Below are 15229 nucleotides of genomic sequence, written 5' to 3'. Positions count from 1 at the left end.
GTCTGGATGTAATGCATCACGCGATACATTGGAAGGGGGTAAAAGCGTGATGTTTTCGAGTGGGGCTCAGGCATGTGCTAGCACGAGGCGAGCGTCACGGGGCGCCGTCGCCGTTCAGGTGTAGGACAGATCCGCGATGCGGCGCGCGATGCGCGTAGGGTCCGCGACTAGCGATCCCGAACGATTCACGAAGGTGTCGGCAATTGCGGCGTCGGCGGCGGGCGACAGCGCCAGGTAGAGCCGGGCGAACAGCCCGCGCGCCTCGGGGCCGCGCCAGGTGTCCGGGACCATGCCCAGCGGCAGGGCCGGGTCCGACAGCGCGATATCGCGGAACACGTGCACCAGCAGAAGCCGCAGGCCAAGCGCTTCCTTCGGTTCGCACTCGATGCCTTCGAGAGGGGCGAACCCGTCCACGAACCGCTCGATCCGTTCGGCCAGCGCGTCGAGGTCCCAGGCTCCGCGCGCCAGTTCGGTCAGGTCGTCCTCGGTCGTGGCTCGGAAGTGGATGCCGTGCAGGTCCGGCACGGGCTGACCCCTGTCGGGCAGAATCGCGAGATGCGGCTGCGCCATTCCGAAGCGCAGGCGGGTCAGGCGGTGGACCATCGCCTCGCGCTCCGGCCCCTGCGGCAGCAGGACCAGGTGCCAGCCCTTCAGCGGCTCGGCCCGCGGGCGGCGATAGATGTTGCGCGCGGCGTGCCGGAACTCGGTCTCGGCGTGCGGGGTCAGGCGATAGTAGCTTTTGCGCCCGACCTTCTCGCCCTCGATCCGGCCCGAGGCGGTCAGCCGCGACACGGCGGTGCGCACGCGGCTTTCGCTGATGCCGGTGGCCGCGCAGGCCTCGATGATGTTGCCCATCCAGATCTCGCCGCCACGCGGCAGAACGACGTCACCATAGAGGGTGACAATGAACGACCCGGCACTCACCGGGAAAGTGTCGAGAATGCGGGCGCTTACGTCGGACGGCATGCGGGTCTCCGGGTGGCGCGGCGGTTGTAACCGTCTGCACGCCGCCCGGCAATCAAGCTCACCTGTCGGGCCGCTCGTCACGGACCCGCTTGGCCTTGCCCTCGGACCGGGGCAGCGCGCCGCATTCCACGACCTCGATGATCGACGAGACGCCGACCACGCTCTTGATGTGGTGCGACAGCTCCTTCATCGCGGCCTCGCGCTGGGCGTCGGACGCGCCGCTCTCCTTGCACTCGCAGCGCACGGCCATGGTATCCATCCGGCCCTTGCGCGACAGCACGATCTCGTAGTGCGGGGCGAGGTCCGCGCACTTGAGGATCTGCTCCTCGATCTGCGTCGGGAACACGTTGACCCCGCGCAGGATGATCATGTCGTCGCTGCGGCCCGTCACCTTCTCCATCCGCCGCATGGACCGGGCGGTGCCGGGCAGAAGGCGGGTCAGGTCGCGGGTGCGGTAGCGGATGATCGGGAAGGCCTCCTTGGTGAGCGAGGTGAAGACCAGTTCGCCCTGCTCGCCGTCCTCGACCGGCTCCCCGGTCTCGGGATTGATGATCTCGGGATAGAAGTGGTCTTCCCAGATGTGCAGGCCGTCCTTCGTCTCGACGCATTCTTGCGCGACGCCAGGCCCCATGACCTCGGACAGGCCGAAGATGTCGACGGCGTCCATGTCGAAGGACTCCTCGATCTCCTTGCGCATGGCATTGGTCCAGGGCTCCGCCCCGAAGATGCCGGTCTTGAGGCTGGAGGCGCGCGGGTCGAGCCCGGCGGCGCGGTAGGCGTCGAGGATCGACAGCAAGTAGGACGGCGTGACCATGATGATCGACGGCTTGAAGTCCTCGATCAGCGTGATCTGCCGCTCGGTCATGCCGCCCGAGACAGGAACCACGGTGCACCCCAGCCGCTCGGCTCCGTAATGCGCGCCCAGCCCGCCGGTGAACAGGCCGTAGCCATAGGCGACGTGGCAGATGTCGCCGGGCCGGCCGCCGGCCGCACGGATCGAGCGGGCGACGCAATCGGCCCAGGTGTCGATGTCGTTCTGGGTGTAGGCCACGACGGTCGGCTTGCCGGTCGTCCCAGAAGAGGCGTGCAGGCGCGCGATCTGGTTCTGCGGGACGGCGAACATGCCGAACGGGTAATTGTCGCGCAGGTCCTGCTTCACGGTGAAGGGGAACTTGCGCAGGTCCGACAGCTCTTTCAGGTCGTCGGGATGCACCCCGGCCTCGTCGAACTGCTTACGGTAGAAGGGCGAGCCCTCGTAGGCGCGGCGCAGCGTGTCCTTCATCCGGGCGAGCTGGAGCGCGGAGATCTCGTCGCGCGAGGCGGTCTCGATCGGGTCGAGCCCTGCGGGGTCCTGGGCGGTTCGGGTCAGCATTCTGTCCTCCCTCGATCGGCGCCCTCCCGGCGCCGGGTTGAGCTGCGGCGGGGTCAGTCCGCCTCGAAATGGGTGCCGGGCACGGTACGGGAATGACCGCGGAAACTGGCCACCAGCGTGCCGTCGGCGCGCTTGACGAAGATGTCGTAGAGACCCGATCGCCCGGCCCGCGTCACCTCGGTTCCGGTGGCGGTCAGGACGTCGCCTTCCATCGCGGGGGCGTGGAAGGTGACGCCGCAATTCTGCGCGACGACCTTCTGGTTATACGTGTTGCACGCAAAGGCGAAGGTGCTGTCGGCCAGCGTGAAGATGAGCCCGCCATGCCCGATGTCCTGTCCGTTCAGCATGTCTCGCCGGATGGTCATGGTCATCTGCGCGTAGCCTGGCGCGACTTCGACAAGCTCCATGCCGAGCGCGCGGCTGGCCTTGTCGTTTGCCCACATGGCCTGCGCCGAGCGTTCTGCGATCTCTTGCGGGGTCATTCCGGCTTCCCCGTGAAAACCGGCGCGCGCTTGTCGGTGAAGGCGCGCACGCCCTCGGCGTAGTCCGGGCTGAAGCCGGCCTTGCGCTGGAGTTCTCGTTCCAGATCGAGGCTCGCGTCCAGACCCTGTTCGCCGGCGGCGTGGACCGCGCGCTTCGTTAGGCCGTAGCCATAGGTCGGACCGGCGGCGAAGTGCCGGGCCAGCGCGCGCGCCTCCTCCATCAGGTAATCGTCGGGGACGGCCTTCCAGATCAGGCCCCACTCGGCGGCCTTGGGCGCGTTCAGCGGCTCCCCTGTCAGCATCAGTGCCTTGGCGCGGGCCTCGCCCAGAAGCCGGGTCATCGTCCAGGTCCCGCCGGTGTCGGGGACCAGCCCCAGCTTCGCGAAGGACTGGATGAACCGGGCGCTTTCGGCCGCCAGGACGATGTCGCACACCAGCGCCAGGTTCGCGCCCGCGCCGGCGGCGACGCCGTTCACGGCGCAGATCACCGGCTTCTCGAGCGCGCGGATCTGTCTGACGAGGGGATTCCACAGGTTGCCGATCGTCTGTCCGAGATCCGGCGCGCCGCCCTCGGCATCGGGGTGCCGCTCACCCAGGTCCTGCCCGGCGCAGAAGCCGCGACCGGCGCCCGTCAGCAGGACGCAGCGAACCGCGTCGTCGCTTTCGGCGCGTGAAAACGCCTCCCGCAGGAGAGCGTGAAGTTCGGGCGTGAAGGAATTCAGGCGGTCGGGGCGGTTGAGGGTCAGCGTCAGTACGCCGTTCTCAAGCTCCTGCAAAAGCACGGGATCGCTCATGTCGGGGTCTTTCTTCTCCTCCGCACGGCCAACCTGTCACGGCTGTGACCGCTTCGTCGAAAAAACGTGTTGCATAAGCCGACCGCGTGGTCAATGAATTAAGCGTTACAAATTCCGGAGCGCATCGGATGATGTGTGACGATTTGGGAGGAGCACATGACGAAGACGAAACTCATCGCCGCAGGCGTGTCCGCGCTCGCGCTCAGCGTGGCGTCCCCGGCGCTCGCGCAGATCAAGATCGGCGCCTCGCTCGCCGTGACTGGCCCGGCCGCCTTCCTGGGTGACCCCGAGGCAAAGACGCTCGAGATGCTGGTCGAGGAAATCAACGCGCAGGGCGGCATCAACGGCGAGGAGGTCGAGCTCGTCCTCTATGACGACGGCGCGGACCCGAACAAGGCGCGCACCTTCGCCACCCGTCTGATCGAGGAAGACGAGGTCGTGGCCGTGATCGGCGGCACCTCGACCGGCGCCACGATGGCGATGGTTCCGCTGTTCGAGGACTACGAGATCCCGTTCATCTCGCTCGCGGGCGCGGTCGTGATCATCGAGCCGACCAAGGAATACGTCTTCAAGACGCCGCACACCGACCGCATGGCGTGCCGCAAGATCTTCGAGGACATCACCGCGCGCGGGCTGTCGAAGGTCGGCCTGATCTCAGGCACCGGCGGCTTCGGCAAGTCGATGCGCGAGCAGTGCATGTCGGTGGCCGAAGAGTCGGGCGTCGAAATTGTTGCGGATGAAACCTACGGCCCGAATGACGCCGACATGACCCCGCAGCTGACCAACATCGCGGGCACCGACGGCATCGAGGCCATCGTGAACCCCGGCTTCGGCCAGGGCCCGGCGGTCGTGACCCGCAACTACGACCAGCTCGGGATCGAGGTGCCGTTCTATCAGAGCCACGGCGTGGCCTCGGACAGCTTCATCGAGCTCGCGGGCGACGCGGCCGAGGGCGTGCGCCTTCCGGCGACGCCGCTGCTGATCCCCGACCAGCTGGCCGAGGACGACCCGCAGCGCGAGCCGGTGCAGAGCTATATCGCCGCCTACGAAGAGCAGTATGGCGAAAGCCCATCGACCTTCGGCGGCTATGCCTACGATGCCTTCCACCTGCTGGTGGACGCGATCGAGCGCGCGGGCTCCAGCGATCCGCAGGCGATCCGCGACGCGCTCGAGGAAACCGAAGGCCATGCCGGCGTGACCGGCGTCTACACCTTCGGCCCCGACGATCACCTCGGCCTCGACCTGTCGTCCTTCCGGATGCTCGAAATCCAGGACGGCGGCTGGGTGCCGGTCGAACAGTAAGAGGCGGACCTTGTCGGAGCTTCTGCAATTCCTCGTCTCGGGGGTGACGGTCGGCGCGATCTACGCCGCCGTCGCCCTCGGGTTCACGATGATCTACAACGCCAGCGGGGTGGTGAACTTCGCCCAGGGCGAGTTCGTCGTGATCGGCGGCCTGACCGCTGCCTTCCTCATCGCCATGGGCGTGCCGGTCTTCCTGGCCGCGGTCCTCGCGGTGGTGGCGGGCACGGTCGTGGGCATTCTCCTCTATCGCCTGGCGATCCGCCCGGCGCGCGAGGCGCCGCTGGTGTCGCTCATCATCATCACGATCGGGGCGAGCATCTTCCTGCGCGGTGCGATGCAGATGGTCTTCGACAAGCAAATCCACCGATACGACGGCTTCTCCGGCGAAACGCCTCTGCGTTTCGCCGGGGCCACCATCCTGCCGCAGAGCCTGTGGATCATCTTCGGCAGCTTCGCGGTCTTCGTCTTCCTCGCCTGGTTCATGTCCCGCACGCGGGCAGGGCGGGGCATCAGGGCGACGGCCTCGAACCGCTTGGCCGCCGCGCTGGTGGGGATCAACACCCGCTGGGCGATGAACCTCTCGTTCGCGCTTTCGGCCGCCGTCGGCGCGCTGGCGGGCGTGCTGTCCACGCCGGTGACCTTCACCAGTTACGATGTAGGCGTCCTCATCGCGCTCAAGGGCTTTTCCGCCACCATGCTGGGCGGCGTCGGCTCGCCGCAGGGCGCGCTGGTAGGCGGGCTGCTGATCGGCCTGATCGAGTCGCTGACCGCCGGATACATCTCGTCCGACTACAAGGACGCCGCGGCCTTCATCGTCATCCTCGTCGTTCTGTTCGTGCGGCCCGAGGGCCTGTTCGGCAAGAAACTCACGGAGCGCGTGTGATGAACCCTGCGCTGCGCACCTTCCTGATCCTCGCTGCCCTCGTCGTGGCCGGCGCGCTGATCTTCCCGTCGAGCTACTACTATCGCGTGGGCACGCTGGTCTGGATCAACACGCTCGCGGTCACCGGCATCGTGGTGCTCTTGGGCTACGTGGGCCTCGTCAGCCTCGGCCACGCGGGCTTCTTCGCCATCGGCGCCTATGCTACCGCCATCCTGCCGAGCTATGGCGTGCCCTCGGTCCTCGCCGCCATCCTCGGCGCGGCGGGAGCGGGGCTGCTGGCGGCCATCGTGGGCCGCCCGATCCTGCGGCTCTCGGGCTATTACCTCGCCATCGCCACCCTCGGCCTCGGCATGCTGATCTGGATGGTCCTGTCGAAAGAGGCCTGGCTGACCGGTGGACCCGACGGGATGACCGTCATGGGCGCGAACGCCCGCGACCTGTTCAAGCTCGTCGGCCTGAACCTGCGGTCGGCGGAATCCTGGTACTGGGTCACCGGCACCTTCGCCGTCCTGGGCGCGGTGCTGGCGGTGAACCTGGGCAACAGCCCGTGGGGCCGGGCGCTGCGGGCGATCCACGACAGCGACGTCGCGGCCTCGTCCCTCGGCATCGACGTGGCCAAGGCGAAGTCGATGGCCTTCACCATCTCGGCCGTCTATGCCGCCGTCGCGGGTGCGCTGCTGGCGCTGGCCAACGGCTATATCACGCCCGAGGTCGGGGGCTTCATGCACTCGGTCGAGATGGTGACGATGGCGGTCCTCGGCGGGGCGGCGTCGGTCTTCGGCGCGCTGGTCGGCGCGCTGATCCTGACGGCGCTGCCGCAGGTGCTGACGGTCTTCGCCGACTACGAACACATGATCCTGGGCGCGGTCATGGTGCTGACCATGATCCTGATGCGCCGCGGGCTGGTCCCGGCGCTCGTGGACCTTGCCAAACGGAGACGGAAATGAGCCGCCTCGACATCGAAGACCTCGGCATCTCGTTCGGCGGCATCAAGGCCGTGGACGGTGTCACCTTCTCGGCCGGCGCGGGCGAGGTGACGTCGATCATCGGCCCCAACGGCGCCGGCAAGACCACGCTCTTCAACCTCGTCAGCGGCGTCTACACCGCCGACACCGGGCGGGTGGGGATCGACGGCACCGACGTCACCGGCAAGCCCCCGCACCTTCTGGCGCGGGCGGGCATGGCGCGGACATTCCAGAACTTGCAGGTCTTCCCGCAGATGACCGCGCTCGACAACGTGATGACCGGCTGCCACATGATCGAACGCTCGAACCTGCTGGCCGATCTTCTGGGCCTGCCGTCGAGCCGCCGCGAAACCGCCAAAAGCCGCGAGGCCGCGCGCGAGGCGCTGCGCCGGGCGGGGCTTGAAAAGCTGGCCGAGCGCCCGGCGTCCGAGCTGTCCTATGGACAGCTCAAGCGGCTGGAAATCGCCCGCGCGCTGGTCACCGGCTGTGACATCCTTCTGCTCGACGAACCGGCGGCAGGCTGTAACGCCGTCGAGACGCGCGAGGTGGACGACCTGATCCACGGCATCGCGCAGGAGGGCAAGGCGGTGGTGCTGATCGAGCACGACATGCGGCTGGTCATGCGCATCTCGTCGCACATCGTGGTGCTCGACCAGGGCCGCAAGATCGCCGAGGGCCGGCCGGACCAGATCCGCAACAACCCCGACGTGATCGCCGCCTATCTGGGCGCGCACGGCGCCGCCGAGGCGGAGGCCGCCAATGCTTGAGGTCAAGGGACTCGTCACCGCCTATGGGCCCATCGAGGTGCTCCACGGCATCGACCTGACCGTGAACGAGGGCGAGATCGTCACGCTCGTCGGCGCGAACGGGGCGGGCAAGACCACGCTCATGCGCTGCATCTCGGGCGTGCAGCCGGTGCGCGCGGGCTCCATCCGGTTCGAGGACGCGGACCTGACCCGCGCCCCCGACCACGCCCGCGCGGGTCTGGGCATCGCCCATTCGCCCGAGGGGCGACAGATCTTCGGCGACCTGGAGGTCGAAGAGAACCTGCGCCTGGGCGCCTATCACCGCACTGACGACATCACCGCCGATCTCCAAGAGGTCTATGAGCTGTTCCCGATCCTGCGGGACAAGTGCCTGCAGCCGGCGGGCAGCCTATCGGGCGGCCAACAGCAGATGCTGGCCATCGGCCGCGCGATCATGGGTAAGCCCAAGCTGATGCTGCTGGACGAGCCATCGATGGGCCTCGCCCCAGTTCTGGTGGACCAGATCCTCGAGGTCATCACCACGTTGCGCGACCGCGGCGTGACGCTGCTCGTGGTCGAGCAGAACGCCTTTGCCGCGCTGTCGATCGCCGACCGCGGATATGTCATGGAGACCGGCAAGATCACCCTCTCGGGCCGTGCCCGCGACCTGATCGCCGACCCGCGCGTGCGCGAGGCGTATCTCGGCGCGTGAGACCAACCAACAGGAGCATCGCATGAGCCTCGTCACCACCGAGCACCGCGACGGCATCGCCATCCTGACCGCTAACAACCCGCCGGTGAACGCGCTCGGCCATCCCCTGCGGGCCGCGCTGGCGGAGGCGTTCGCCGCGCTGGCCGCCGAGACACCCCGGGCGGCCGTCCTGCGTTGCGCCGGGCGGACGTTTTTCGCCGGTGCCGACGTGCGAGAATTTGGCCAGCCGCCCCAGCCGCCCGCGATCTACGAGGTCGCCGCGCAGATCGAAGACTTGCCGTTCCCGGTCGTCGCCGCGATCCACGGCGGTGCGTTCGGCGGCGGGCTGGAACTGGCGCTCGGCTGCCACGGGCGTGTGGCCGAGGCCGGCGCCAAGCTGGGCTTTCCGGAAGTGACGCTGGGCATCATCCCCGGCGCGGGCGGCGTGGTGCGCTCGGCCCGCCTGCTGCCGCCCCGCGATGCCGTGGACCTGATCACCACCGGCAAACGCATTGACGCGGGCGAGGCGCAGCGCATCGGGCTGGTGGACCGGGTGTCCGAGGGCCTGCTGGAAGACGCCATCACGCTCGCCCGCCAGTTGGCCGACGACATGCCCGTGCCGATCTCGAAGCGCGACCACCCCGAGGTGCCGAGCACCGACTTCTGGCCCGCACAGGAGGCCGACGTCCGGCGCAACGCCAAAGGCGTCGAGGCGCCGCTTGTGGCGCTCGACATCCTCCAGCGCGCGTATGCCGAGGATTTCGAAACCGCCCGCCGGGCCGAGCGCGCCGCCTTCGAGCGGCTGCGCGACGGCGAGCAGGCGGCTGCGCTGCGCCACGTGTTCTTCGCAGAGCGACAGGCGGCGAAGACCGCGAAGGGCGAGGGCGCGAAGACGATCGAGACAGCGGGCGTCGTCGGTGGCGGCACGATGGGTGCGGGCATCGCCACGGCCTTCCTGCTGCGCGGCCTGATGGTCACGCTGGCCGAGACCTCGGGCGAGGCCGCTAACGCCGCGCGCGAGCGGGTCCAGAAGGCGGTCGGCGCGGCGGTGAAGCGCGGGCTGGTGCAGGACGCGGACGTGGTGATGGCGCGCTTCTCGGTCACGACCGAGTACGACGCCTTCTCCGACACCGATCTGGTCGTCGAGGCGGTGTTCGAGGATCTCGACGTCAAGCGACAGGTCTTCGCCCGGCTCGAGGACGCGGTGCGCTCCGACACAATCCTGGCAACCAACACCTCGTACCTCGACCCGCGCGAAATCGGCGACGTGCTGCGCGACCGCAGCCGGTTCATCGGGCTGCACTTCTTCAGCCCCGCGCAGATCATGAAGCTGGTGGAGATCGTGCCGGTGCCCGAAACCTCTGACGCCAGCCGCGCCACCGCATTCAAGCTGGTCGAGCGGCTGGGCAAGGTCGGCATCCGCGCCGGAATCTGCGAAGGCTTCATCGGCAACCGCATTCTCAAGCGGTATCGTGCCGCGGCCGAGGAGCTCGTGCGGCAGGGTGTGCCGGTGGCCGAGATCGATGCCGCCATGCGCGACTTCGGACTCGCCATGGGCCCGTTCCAGATGCAGGATCTCGCCGGCCTCGACATCGCCTTCCTGCAGCGGGAAGCTGCGCGGAAGGCCGGGCAGGACGTGCCCGATGGCCTGAGCGACGTGCTGGTGCGCGCCGGGCGCAAGGGGCAGAAGACCGGCGGCGGCTGGTATGACTACCGCGAAGGCGACCGCACGCCGCACCCGTCTGAAGAGGTCGCGCGCCTTCTGGCCTCTCATGTGAGAGGGAGCGCGGACATGGTGCGCTCCGACATCGCAGAGCGGCTGGTGGCCGAGATGGCCGAGGAGGGTGCGCAGATCGTGGCCGAGGGCATCGCCGACGATGCGGGGCAGGTCGATCTGGTCGAACTTCACGGCTACGGCTTCCCGCGCTGGCGCGGCGGGCCGCTGTTCCACGCCGAGCGGCAGGGTGCGGCCGAGGTCGAGCGGGTTCTGGGGCGCGCCCCGGCCCCGGCGCTCGCCGGGCTGCTGACCTAGGCGGATGGCGCGGCCCCGGGCGGACGACTACGCGGACAAGCGCGCGGCCATCCACCGCCGCGCCGCTCAGACGCTGTCCGAGGCCGGCGGCCGCGCGTCGATGTCCCGCATCGCCGAGGATTGCGGGATCTCGAAGGCGCTGCTCTATCACTACTACAAGAACCGCGACGCTCTGATCTCGGACATCCTGTGCACCCACCTGCGCGAGATCGACCGGGCGCTGGCCAAGGCGTGCGAGGGCCGGGCGGGGGCCGACCGGCTGCACTGCCTGTCGCGCACGCTTCTGGCGCTTTACGAGGACGCGGACGACCTGCACCGATTGCAGCTTGGGGCGCTCGGCAAGCTGCCGGAAGAGGACGCGCGAAGAATTCGTACGCTCGAGCGGGTCATCCTCGACCGTTTCCGCGCCGCGATCCGCGAGGTGGCACCGGACCTCGACGGGGCCGGGATGACGGCGGCTTCCATGTCGCTGATGGGCATGCTGAACTGGGTGTTCACCTGGTTCCGGCCCGGCGGCGCCCTGACCCGCGATGAGTTCGCCCGCCATGCCACCGACATGCTTCTGCGGTCGCTGGAGGAGGCTCCGCGCGAAAACATTCGTCGCACCGAAGAGCCCTGCCAAGACGTAAGGAGCGTGCGCACCAAGTCCGCCACCGCCCGCCGCTGACGTTGAAATGAGCGGGGGCCCGGCTCGTCCCGAAGCTCGGGGCAGTCTGACGCATGGTCAGGTGGATGCGCGCGACGGCCTCCGTCCTGCTTCATCCGGACATCGGTGACCGCAGGCGCGCGGCTCGCCAAGCGCGCCCCGGCCACTCCATGACCGCCACCGAGCCATCCGCTCGGAGGTAACCTGCGCCTGATCAGCCGCCCCTCAGACCGGCAACGATACCGACGGCTTGAGGTCACGCACGACGACAAACGTCTTTACGTGGCCGACATGGGGCTGGCGGAACAGGAAGTCGCTCATGAAGCGGTCATAGGTCTGCAGGTCCTCGGTCACCACGTGCAGAACGTAATCGGCGTCGCCGGTCGTGGCGTAGCATTGCGTCACCTCGCGCCGCGCCGTTACCGCGTCGACGAAGGCGCGCACGACCGAACCTTCATGGCTGTTGAGCGAGACGTGCGCGATGGCGGCGAAGCCCAAACCCAGCCGCGCCGGGTCGATCCGGGCGGTGTAGCCGGCGATCACGCCCGCTTTCTCGAGCGCCTGCACCCGCCGCCAGCAGGCCGAGGCCGACATGTTCACCCGCTCGGCCAGTTGCTGGTTGGTGATGCGGCCGTCCGCCTGGAGCGCGCGCAGAATCGCGCGGTCGGCGTCCGTCAGCTGGTGCACGGTATTCGTCACGTCCTCCTCCCCGGAAAGGACTTTCCGCCGATCAGCGTATTCCTGAAAGGCCTCTCCGTCACGGGGCCGTCACAGGGTCCCGAAAGACAACCCATTTCGCAGTAATCGGGGAAGATCACTGGTGCGAATGGGAGGAAATCGATGAGCGATCAGGACGCCGTATCGGCGATCGACAGCTATGAGCTGGCGGACCGCTACACGCACCGCGAAGGCAGGGTTTTTCTGACCGGCACGCAGGCGCTCGTCCGCGTGCTGCTGGACCAGAGACGCCGCGACCGCGCGGCCGGGCTGAACACCGCGGGCTACGTCTCGGGCTATCGCGGGTCGCCGCTGGGCGGCGTCGACCAGGAGCTGACGCGGGTTGCCAAGCTGATCGCCGAGCACAAGATCGAGTTCCTGCCGGCGGTGAACGAGGATCTTGCGGCCACCGCCGTCCTCGGCTCCCAGCAGGTCGAGACCGACCCGGACCGCACCGTCGAAGGCGTCTTCGGCATGTGGTACGGCAAGGGCCCCGGCGTCGACCGCTCGGGTGACGCGCTCAAGCACGGCAACGCCTACGGCTCGTCCCCGCACGGCGGCGTGTTGGTCGTGGCCGGCGACGATCACGGCTGCGTCTCCTCCTCGATGCCGCACCAGTCGGACGCGGCCTTCCTGTCGTGGTTCATGCCGGTCCTGAACCCGGCCAACGTGGCCGAGTTCCTGCCCTACGCCGAGTACGGCTATGCGCTGTCGCGGTTTTCCGGGATGTGGGTCGGCTTCAAGGCGATCTCGGAAACCGTCGAATCCGGCATGTCGGTCGAGCTTCTGCCGCCGCGCGAGTTCGTGACGCCGGACTTCACCGCGCCGGAGGGCGGCTTGCACTATCGCTGGCCCGACCTCCCCGGTCCGCAGATCGAGACCCGGATGGAGGCGAAGAAGGAGGCCGTCCGCGCCTTCGCCCGCGCCAACCCCCTCGACGGCGCGATCTGGGGGCACGACGCCCGCTACGGCATCGTGACGACCGGCAAGGGGCATCTCGACCTGATGGAGGCGCTGCGGCTTCTGGGCATCGATCAGGCGCGGGCAAAGGAAATCGGGCTCGACGTCTACAAGGTCGGCATGGTCTGGCCGCTCGAGCATCACGCGGCGCTGGCCTTTGCCGAGGATAAGGACGAGCTGCTGGTCGTCGAGGAAAAGCGCGGCATCATCGAAAGCCAGCTCAAGGAATATTTCTACGACTACCCGGGTCGCAAACCCGGCCGCATGGTCGGCAAGCGCGACGAGCACGGTGAGCGGTTGATCCCGTGGACGGGCGAACTTACGGCGACCGAACTGGCGAAGATCGTGGCCAAGCGGCTCGACGCGCAGATCGAGGGGCTGGACCTGTCGGCCCGCGCCGCCCGGCTGGGCCAGAACGTGCCGCAGATCGCCGTACCGGGCGCGACGCGCACGCCCTATTTCTGCTCGGGCTGCCCGCACTCGACCTCGACCCGCGTGCCCGAGGGCAGCCAGGCGATGGCCGGCATCGGCTGCCATTTCATGGCGAGCTGGATGGACCGCGACACGACGTCGCTGATCCAGATGGGCGGCGAAGGCGTGAACTGGGTCAGCCGGTCGCTGTTCAACGGCAAGAAGCACATCTTCCAGAACCTGGGCGAAGGCACCTACTACCACTCGGGCTCGATGGCGATCCGGCAGGCGGTGGCCGCCGGGACGAACATCACGTTCAAGATCCTCTACAACGACGCCGTCGCAATGACCGGCGGACAGCCGGTGGATGGACCCGTTTCGGTGCAGGCCATCGCGCACGAGATGAAGGCCGAGGGCGCGGGGCGCATCGCGCTGGTGTCGGATGCGCCCGAGAAGTTCGATCGCGAAGACTTCCCGGCCGGAACCACCATCGACCATCGCGACGAGCTCGACCGCATCCAGCGCGAACTGCGCGAGGTGCCGGGCGTAACCGTGCTGATCTATGAGCAGATGTGCGCGACCGAGAAGCGCCGCCGCCGCAAGCGCGGGCTGATGGAGGACCCCAAGACTTTCGCCGTCATCAACGACCTCGTGTGCGAGGGCTGCGGCGACTGCTCGGTCGAGTCGAATTGCCTGTCGGTGGAGCCGAAGGAGACGGTGTTCGGCCGCAAGCGGCAGATCAACCAGAACACCTGCAACAAGGACATGTCCTGCCTCAACGGCTTCTGCCCCAGTTTCGTGACCGTCCGCGGCGCGACGCTGAAGAAGAAGGCCGCGGGCAGAGCAGACGACGCTTTCGACCGGCTGGCCGAGCGGCTCGTCGCGCCCGAAATGCCGAAGCTGCGCGAGCCCTACGACCTGCTGGTGACCGGCGTTGGCGGAACCGGCGTGGTGACCGTCGGCCAGGTTCTGGCGATGGCCGCGCATCTGGAGGGCAAGGGCGCGAGCGTGCTCGACTTCATGGGCTTCGCTCAGAAGTTCGGGCCGGTGCTCAGCTACCTGCGCTTTGCGCCCAAGCCCGAGGCGCTGAACCAGGTGCGGATCGAGGCGACCGAGGCCGACGCAGTCATTGCCTGCGACCTCGTCGTCAGCTCCTCACCCAAGGCGTCGGCCACCTATGCCGAGGGCCGCACGCGGATGGCGCTGAACCTCGCGCAGATGCCCACGGGCGACTTCACGCGCAACCGTTCGGCCGACCTTCGGTCCGAGGAGCGCCGTCGCCGCATCGCGAAGACGATCGGCGAGAACAACCTGCGTGCCTTCGACGCCAACCGCGCGGCCGAGGTGCTGATGGGCGACAGCGTGTTCGCCAACGTCATGCTCATGGGCGCAGCGTGGCAGATGGGCCTCGCCCCGGTCAGCGAACCGGCGCTGCTGCGCGCGCTCGAGCTGAACGGCGTGGCGGTAGAGAAGAACAAGCGTGCCTTCGCCTGGGGCCGTCTGGCGATTATCGCCCCCGAGGAGGTGGCTGAGCTGATCGCGCCGAAGCCCGACATGGACGCGGACCTCGACGCCGTGATCGAGCGGCGGGCCGCTTTCCTGGCCGAATACCAGGACGAGGCCTGGGCCGAACGCTACCGCTCTCACGTCGACGCCGTGCGACGCGCCGAGGAGGCTGCGGGCGGCTCCGGGTCGCTGGCCGAGGCCGCGGCGAAGGGCCTGTTCAAGGTCATGAGCTACAAGGACGAGTACGAGGTTGCGCGGCTTCACACCGAGACCGGCTTCATCGCGGGACTGTCCGAGAAGTTCGAAGGCAACTTCACTGTCGAACACCACCTCGCCCCGCCGCTTCTGCCGTCGGGCACCGACCGGCGCGGCCGGCCGCGCAAGCGCCGCTTCGGCGGATGGGTGCGCAAACCGATGTCCCTGCTCGCCCGGATGAAGCGCCTGCGCGGTACCGCCTTCGACCCGTTCGGCCGCACCGCCGAACGCCGGATGGAGCGCGAAATGATCGGAGAGTACGAGCGCCTGCTCGACCGGCTGACCACGAACCTGCGACACGACAACCTGCAGGACGCGGTCCGCATCGCCGGCATGATCGACGAGATCCGCGGCTTCGGCCCGGTGAAGGAAGAGGCCGCGGCGCGCGTCCGGCCCGAGATGGAAGCGGCGCTCGTCGAGTACGAGACCGCGACCCCCGAGCGTAAGGCCGCCTGAGCGGCGGCCGCGCCACAAAACCCAAACATCCAAGACCCTAGGGAG

The 15229-nt window shown here is 68.3% G+C and carries 13 protein-coding genes; 8 read left to right on the top strand and 5 right to left on the bottom strand.

What is annotated here, in order from left to right:
* Positions 1-114 precede the first annotated feature (114 nt).
* The 4 genes from BM162_RS13115 to paaG are packed head-to-tail and all read right to left on the bottom strand — an operon-like array spanning position 115 to position 3614.
* Entirely contained in the window at positions 115-966 is an 852-nt protein-coding gene (locus tag BM162_RS13115; RefSeq protein WP_093422709.1) for a PaaX family transcriptional regulator, read from the bottom strand.
* A gap of 58 nt (positions 967-1024) precedes the next feature.
* Positions 1025-2338: a phenylacetate--CoA ligase PaaK gene (gene paaK / locus BM162_RS13110; protein WP_093422706.1), complete on the bottom strand. Its 1314-nt coding sequence runs from the start codon at positions 2336-2338 to the stop codon at positions 1025-1027.
* Positions 2339-2391: 53 nt separating this feature from the next.
* Positions 2392-2820, bottom strand: coding sequence for a hydroxyphenylacetyl-CoA thioesterase PaaI (gene paaI / locus BM162_RS13105; protein WP_093422703.1), 429 nt, complete (start codon positions 2818-2820; stop codon positions 2392-2394).
* Positions 2817-3614: a 2-(1,2-epoxy-1,2-dihydrophenyl)acetyl-CoA isomerase PaaG gene (gene paaG, locus BM162_RS13100; RefSeq protein ID WP_093422700.1), complete on the bottom strand. Its 798-nt coding sequence runs from the start codon at positions 3612-3614 to the stop codon at positions 2817-2819. Before paaG ends, paaI begins: the two co-directional genes overlap by 4 nt.
* Positions 3615-3770: 156 nt before the next feature.
* Between paaG and BM162_RS13095 the strand changes: the two genes are divergently transcribed.
* Genes BM162_RS13095 through BM162_RS13065 form a run of 7 tightly spaced genes read left to right on the top strand, consistent with a single transcriptional unit; the run spans position 3771 to position 10900 of the window.
* Complete coding sequence (locus tag BM162_RS13095) at positions 3771-4916, top strand: ABC transporter substrate-binding protein (protein WP_093422698.1); 1146 nt, start codon at positions 3771-3773, stop codon at positions 4914-4916.
* 10 nt (positions 4917-4926) lie between these two features.
* Positions 4927-5799, top strand: a complete 873-nt coding sequence (locus tag BM162_RS13090; RefSeq protein ID WP_093422695.1) for a branched-chain amino acid ABC transporter permease — start codon at positions 4927-4929, stop codon at positions 5797-5799.
* Entirely contained in the window at positions 5799-6746 is a 948-nt protein-coding gene (locus BM162_RS13085) for a branched-chain amino acid ABC transporter permease (RefSeq protein WP_093422693.1), read from the top strand. Before BM162_RS13090 ends, BM162_RS13085 begins: the two co-directional genes overlap by 1 nt.
* Complete coding sequence (locus BM162_RS13080) at positions 6743-7531, top strand: ABC transporter ATP-binding protein (RefSeq protein ID WP_093422690.1); 789 nt, start codon at positions 6743-6745, stop codon at positions 7529-7531. The genes BM162_RS13085 and BM162_RS13080 overlap by 4 nt, the downstream gene beginning before the upstream one ends.
* The gene (locus BM162_RS13075) at positions 7524-8222 is read left to right on the top strand and encodes an ABC transporter ATP-binding protein (protein ID WP_093422688.1); all 699 of its coding nucleotides are present in this window, start codon (positions 7524-7526) and stop codon (positions 8220-8222) included. The genes BM162_RS13080 and BM162_RS13075 overlap by 8 nt, the downstream gene beginning before the upstream one ends.
* 22 nt (positions 8223-8244) lie before the next feature.
* The gene (locus BM162_RS13070) at positions 8245-10233 is read left to right on the top strand and encodes a 3-hydroxyacyl-CoA dehydrogenase NAD-binding domain-containing protein (protein ID WP_093422685.1); all 1989 of its coding nucleotides are present in this window, start codon (positions 8245-8247) and stop codon (positions 10231-10233) included.
* Positions 10234-10237: 4 nt separating this feature from the next.
* Positions 10238-10900: a TetR/AcrR family transcriptional regulator gene (locus BM162_RS13065; protein ID WP_093422683.1), complete on the top strand. Its 663-nt coding sequence runs from the start codon at positions 10238-10240 to the stop codon at positions 10898-10900.
* A 204-nt stretch (positions 10901-11104) separates the two neighbouring features.
* On the opposite strand, the gene BM162_RS13060 is transcribed toward BM162_RS13065, so the two are convergent.
* Positions 11105-11578, bottom strand: coding sequence for an Lrp/AsnC family transcriptional regulator (locus BM162_RS13060; RefSeq protein WP_245759264.1), 474 nt, complete (start codon positions 11576-11578; stop codon positions 11105-11107).
* Positions 11579-11719: 141 nt separating this feature from the next.
* Here BM162_RS13060 and BM162_RS13055 point away from each other — a divergent pair, with 141 nt between their 5' ends.
* The gene (locus BM162_RS13055) at positions 11720-15184 is read left to right on the top strand and encodes an indolepyruvate ferredoxin oxidoreductase family protein (RefSeq protein WP_093422680.1); all 3465 of its coding nucleotides are present in this window, start codon (positions 11720-11722) and stop codon (positions 15182-15184) included.
* The last annotated feature ends 45 nt before the right edge of the window (positions 15185-15229 follow it).

It is taken from the genome of Tranquillimonas alkanivorans (genome assembly GCF_900115595.1).
GTDB classification, from domain to species: domain Bacteria; phylum Pseudomonadota; class Alphaproteobacteria; order Rhodobacterales; family Rhodobacteraceae; genus Tranquillimonas; species Tranquillimonas alkanivorans.
Note: the sequence above shows the minus strand (reverse complement) of the source record. Positions and strands in the feature narration are given on the sequence as shown.

What these genes read in the sequence shown, in the direction of transcription:
- BM162_RS13115 (WP_093422709.1), bottom strand. Translation starts at nt 966, where the DNA reads ATGCCGTCCGACGTAAGCGCCCGCATTCTCGACACTTTCCCGGTGAGT.
- paaK (WP_093422706.1), bottom strand. Translation starts at nt 2,338, where the DNA reads ATGCTGACCCGAACCGCCCAGGACCCCGCAGGGCTCGACCCGATCGAG.
- paaI (WP_093422703.1), bottom strand. Translation starts at nt 2,820, where the DNA reads ATGACCCCGCAAGAGATCGCAGAACGCTCGGCGCAGGCCATGTGGGCA.
- paaG (WP_093422700.1), bottom strand. Translation starts at nt 3,614, where the DNA reads ATGAGCGATCCCGTGCTTTTGCAGGAGCTTGAGAACGGCGTACTGACG.
- BM162_RS13095 (WP_093422698.1), top strand. Translation starts at nt 3,771, where the DNA reads ATGACGAAGACGAAACTCATCGCCGCAGGCGTGTCCGCGCTCGCGCTC.
- BM162_RS13085 (WP_093422693.1), top strand. Translation starts at nt 5,799, where the DNA reads ATGAACCCTGCGCTGCGCACCTTCCTGATCCTCGCTGCCCTCGTCGTG.
- BM162_RS13080 (WP_093422690.1), top strand. Translation starts at nt 6,743, where the DNA reads ATGAGCCGCCTCGACATCGAAGACCTCGGCATCTCGTTCGGCGGCATC.
- BM162_RS13075 (WP_093422688.1), top strand. Translation starts at nt 7,524, where the DNA reads ATGCTTGAGGTCAAGGGACTCGTCACCGCCTATGGGCCCATCGAGGTG.
- BM162_RS13070 (WP_093422685.1), top strand. Translation starts at nt 8,245, where the DNA reads ATGAGCCTCGTCACCACCGAGCACCGCGACGGCATCGCCATCCTGACC.
- BM162_RS13065 (WP_093422683.1), top strand. Translation starts at nt 10,238, where the DNA reads ATGGCGCGGCCCCGGGCGGACGACTACGCGGACAAGCGCGCGGCCATC.
- BM162_RS13055 (WP_093422680.1), top strand. Translation starts at nt 11,720, where the DNA reads ATGAGCGATCAGGACGCCGTATCGGCGATCGACAGCTATGAGCTGGCG.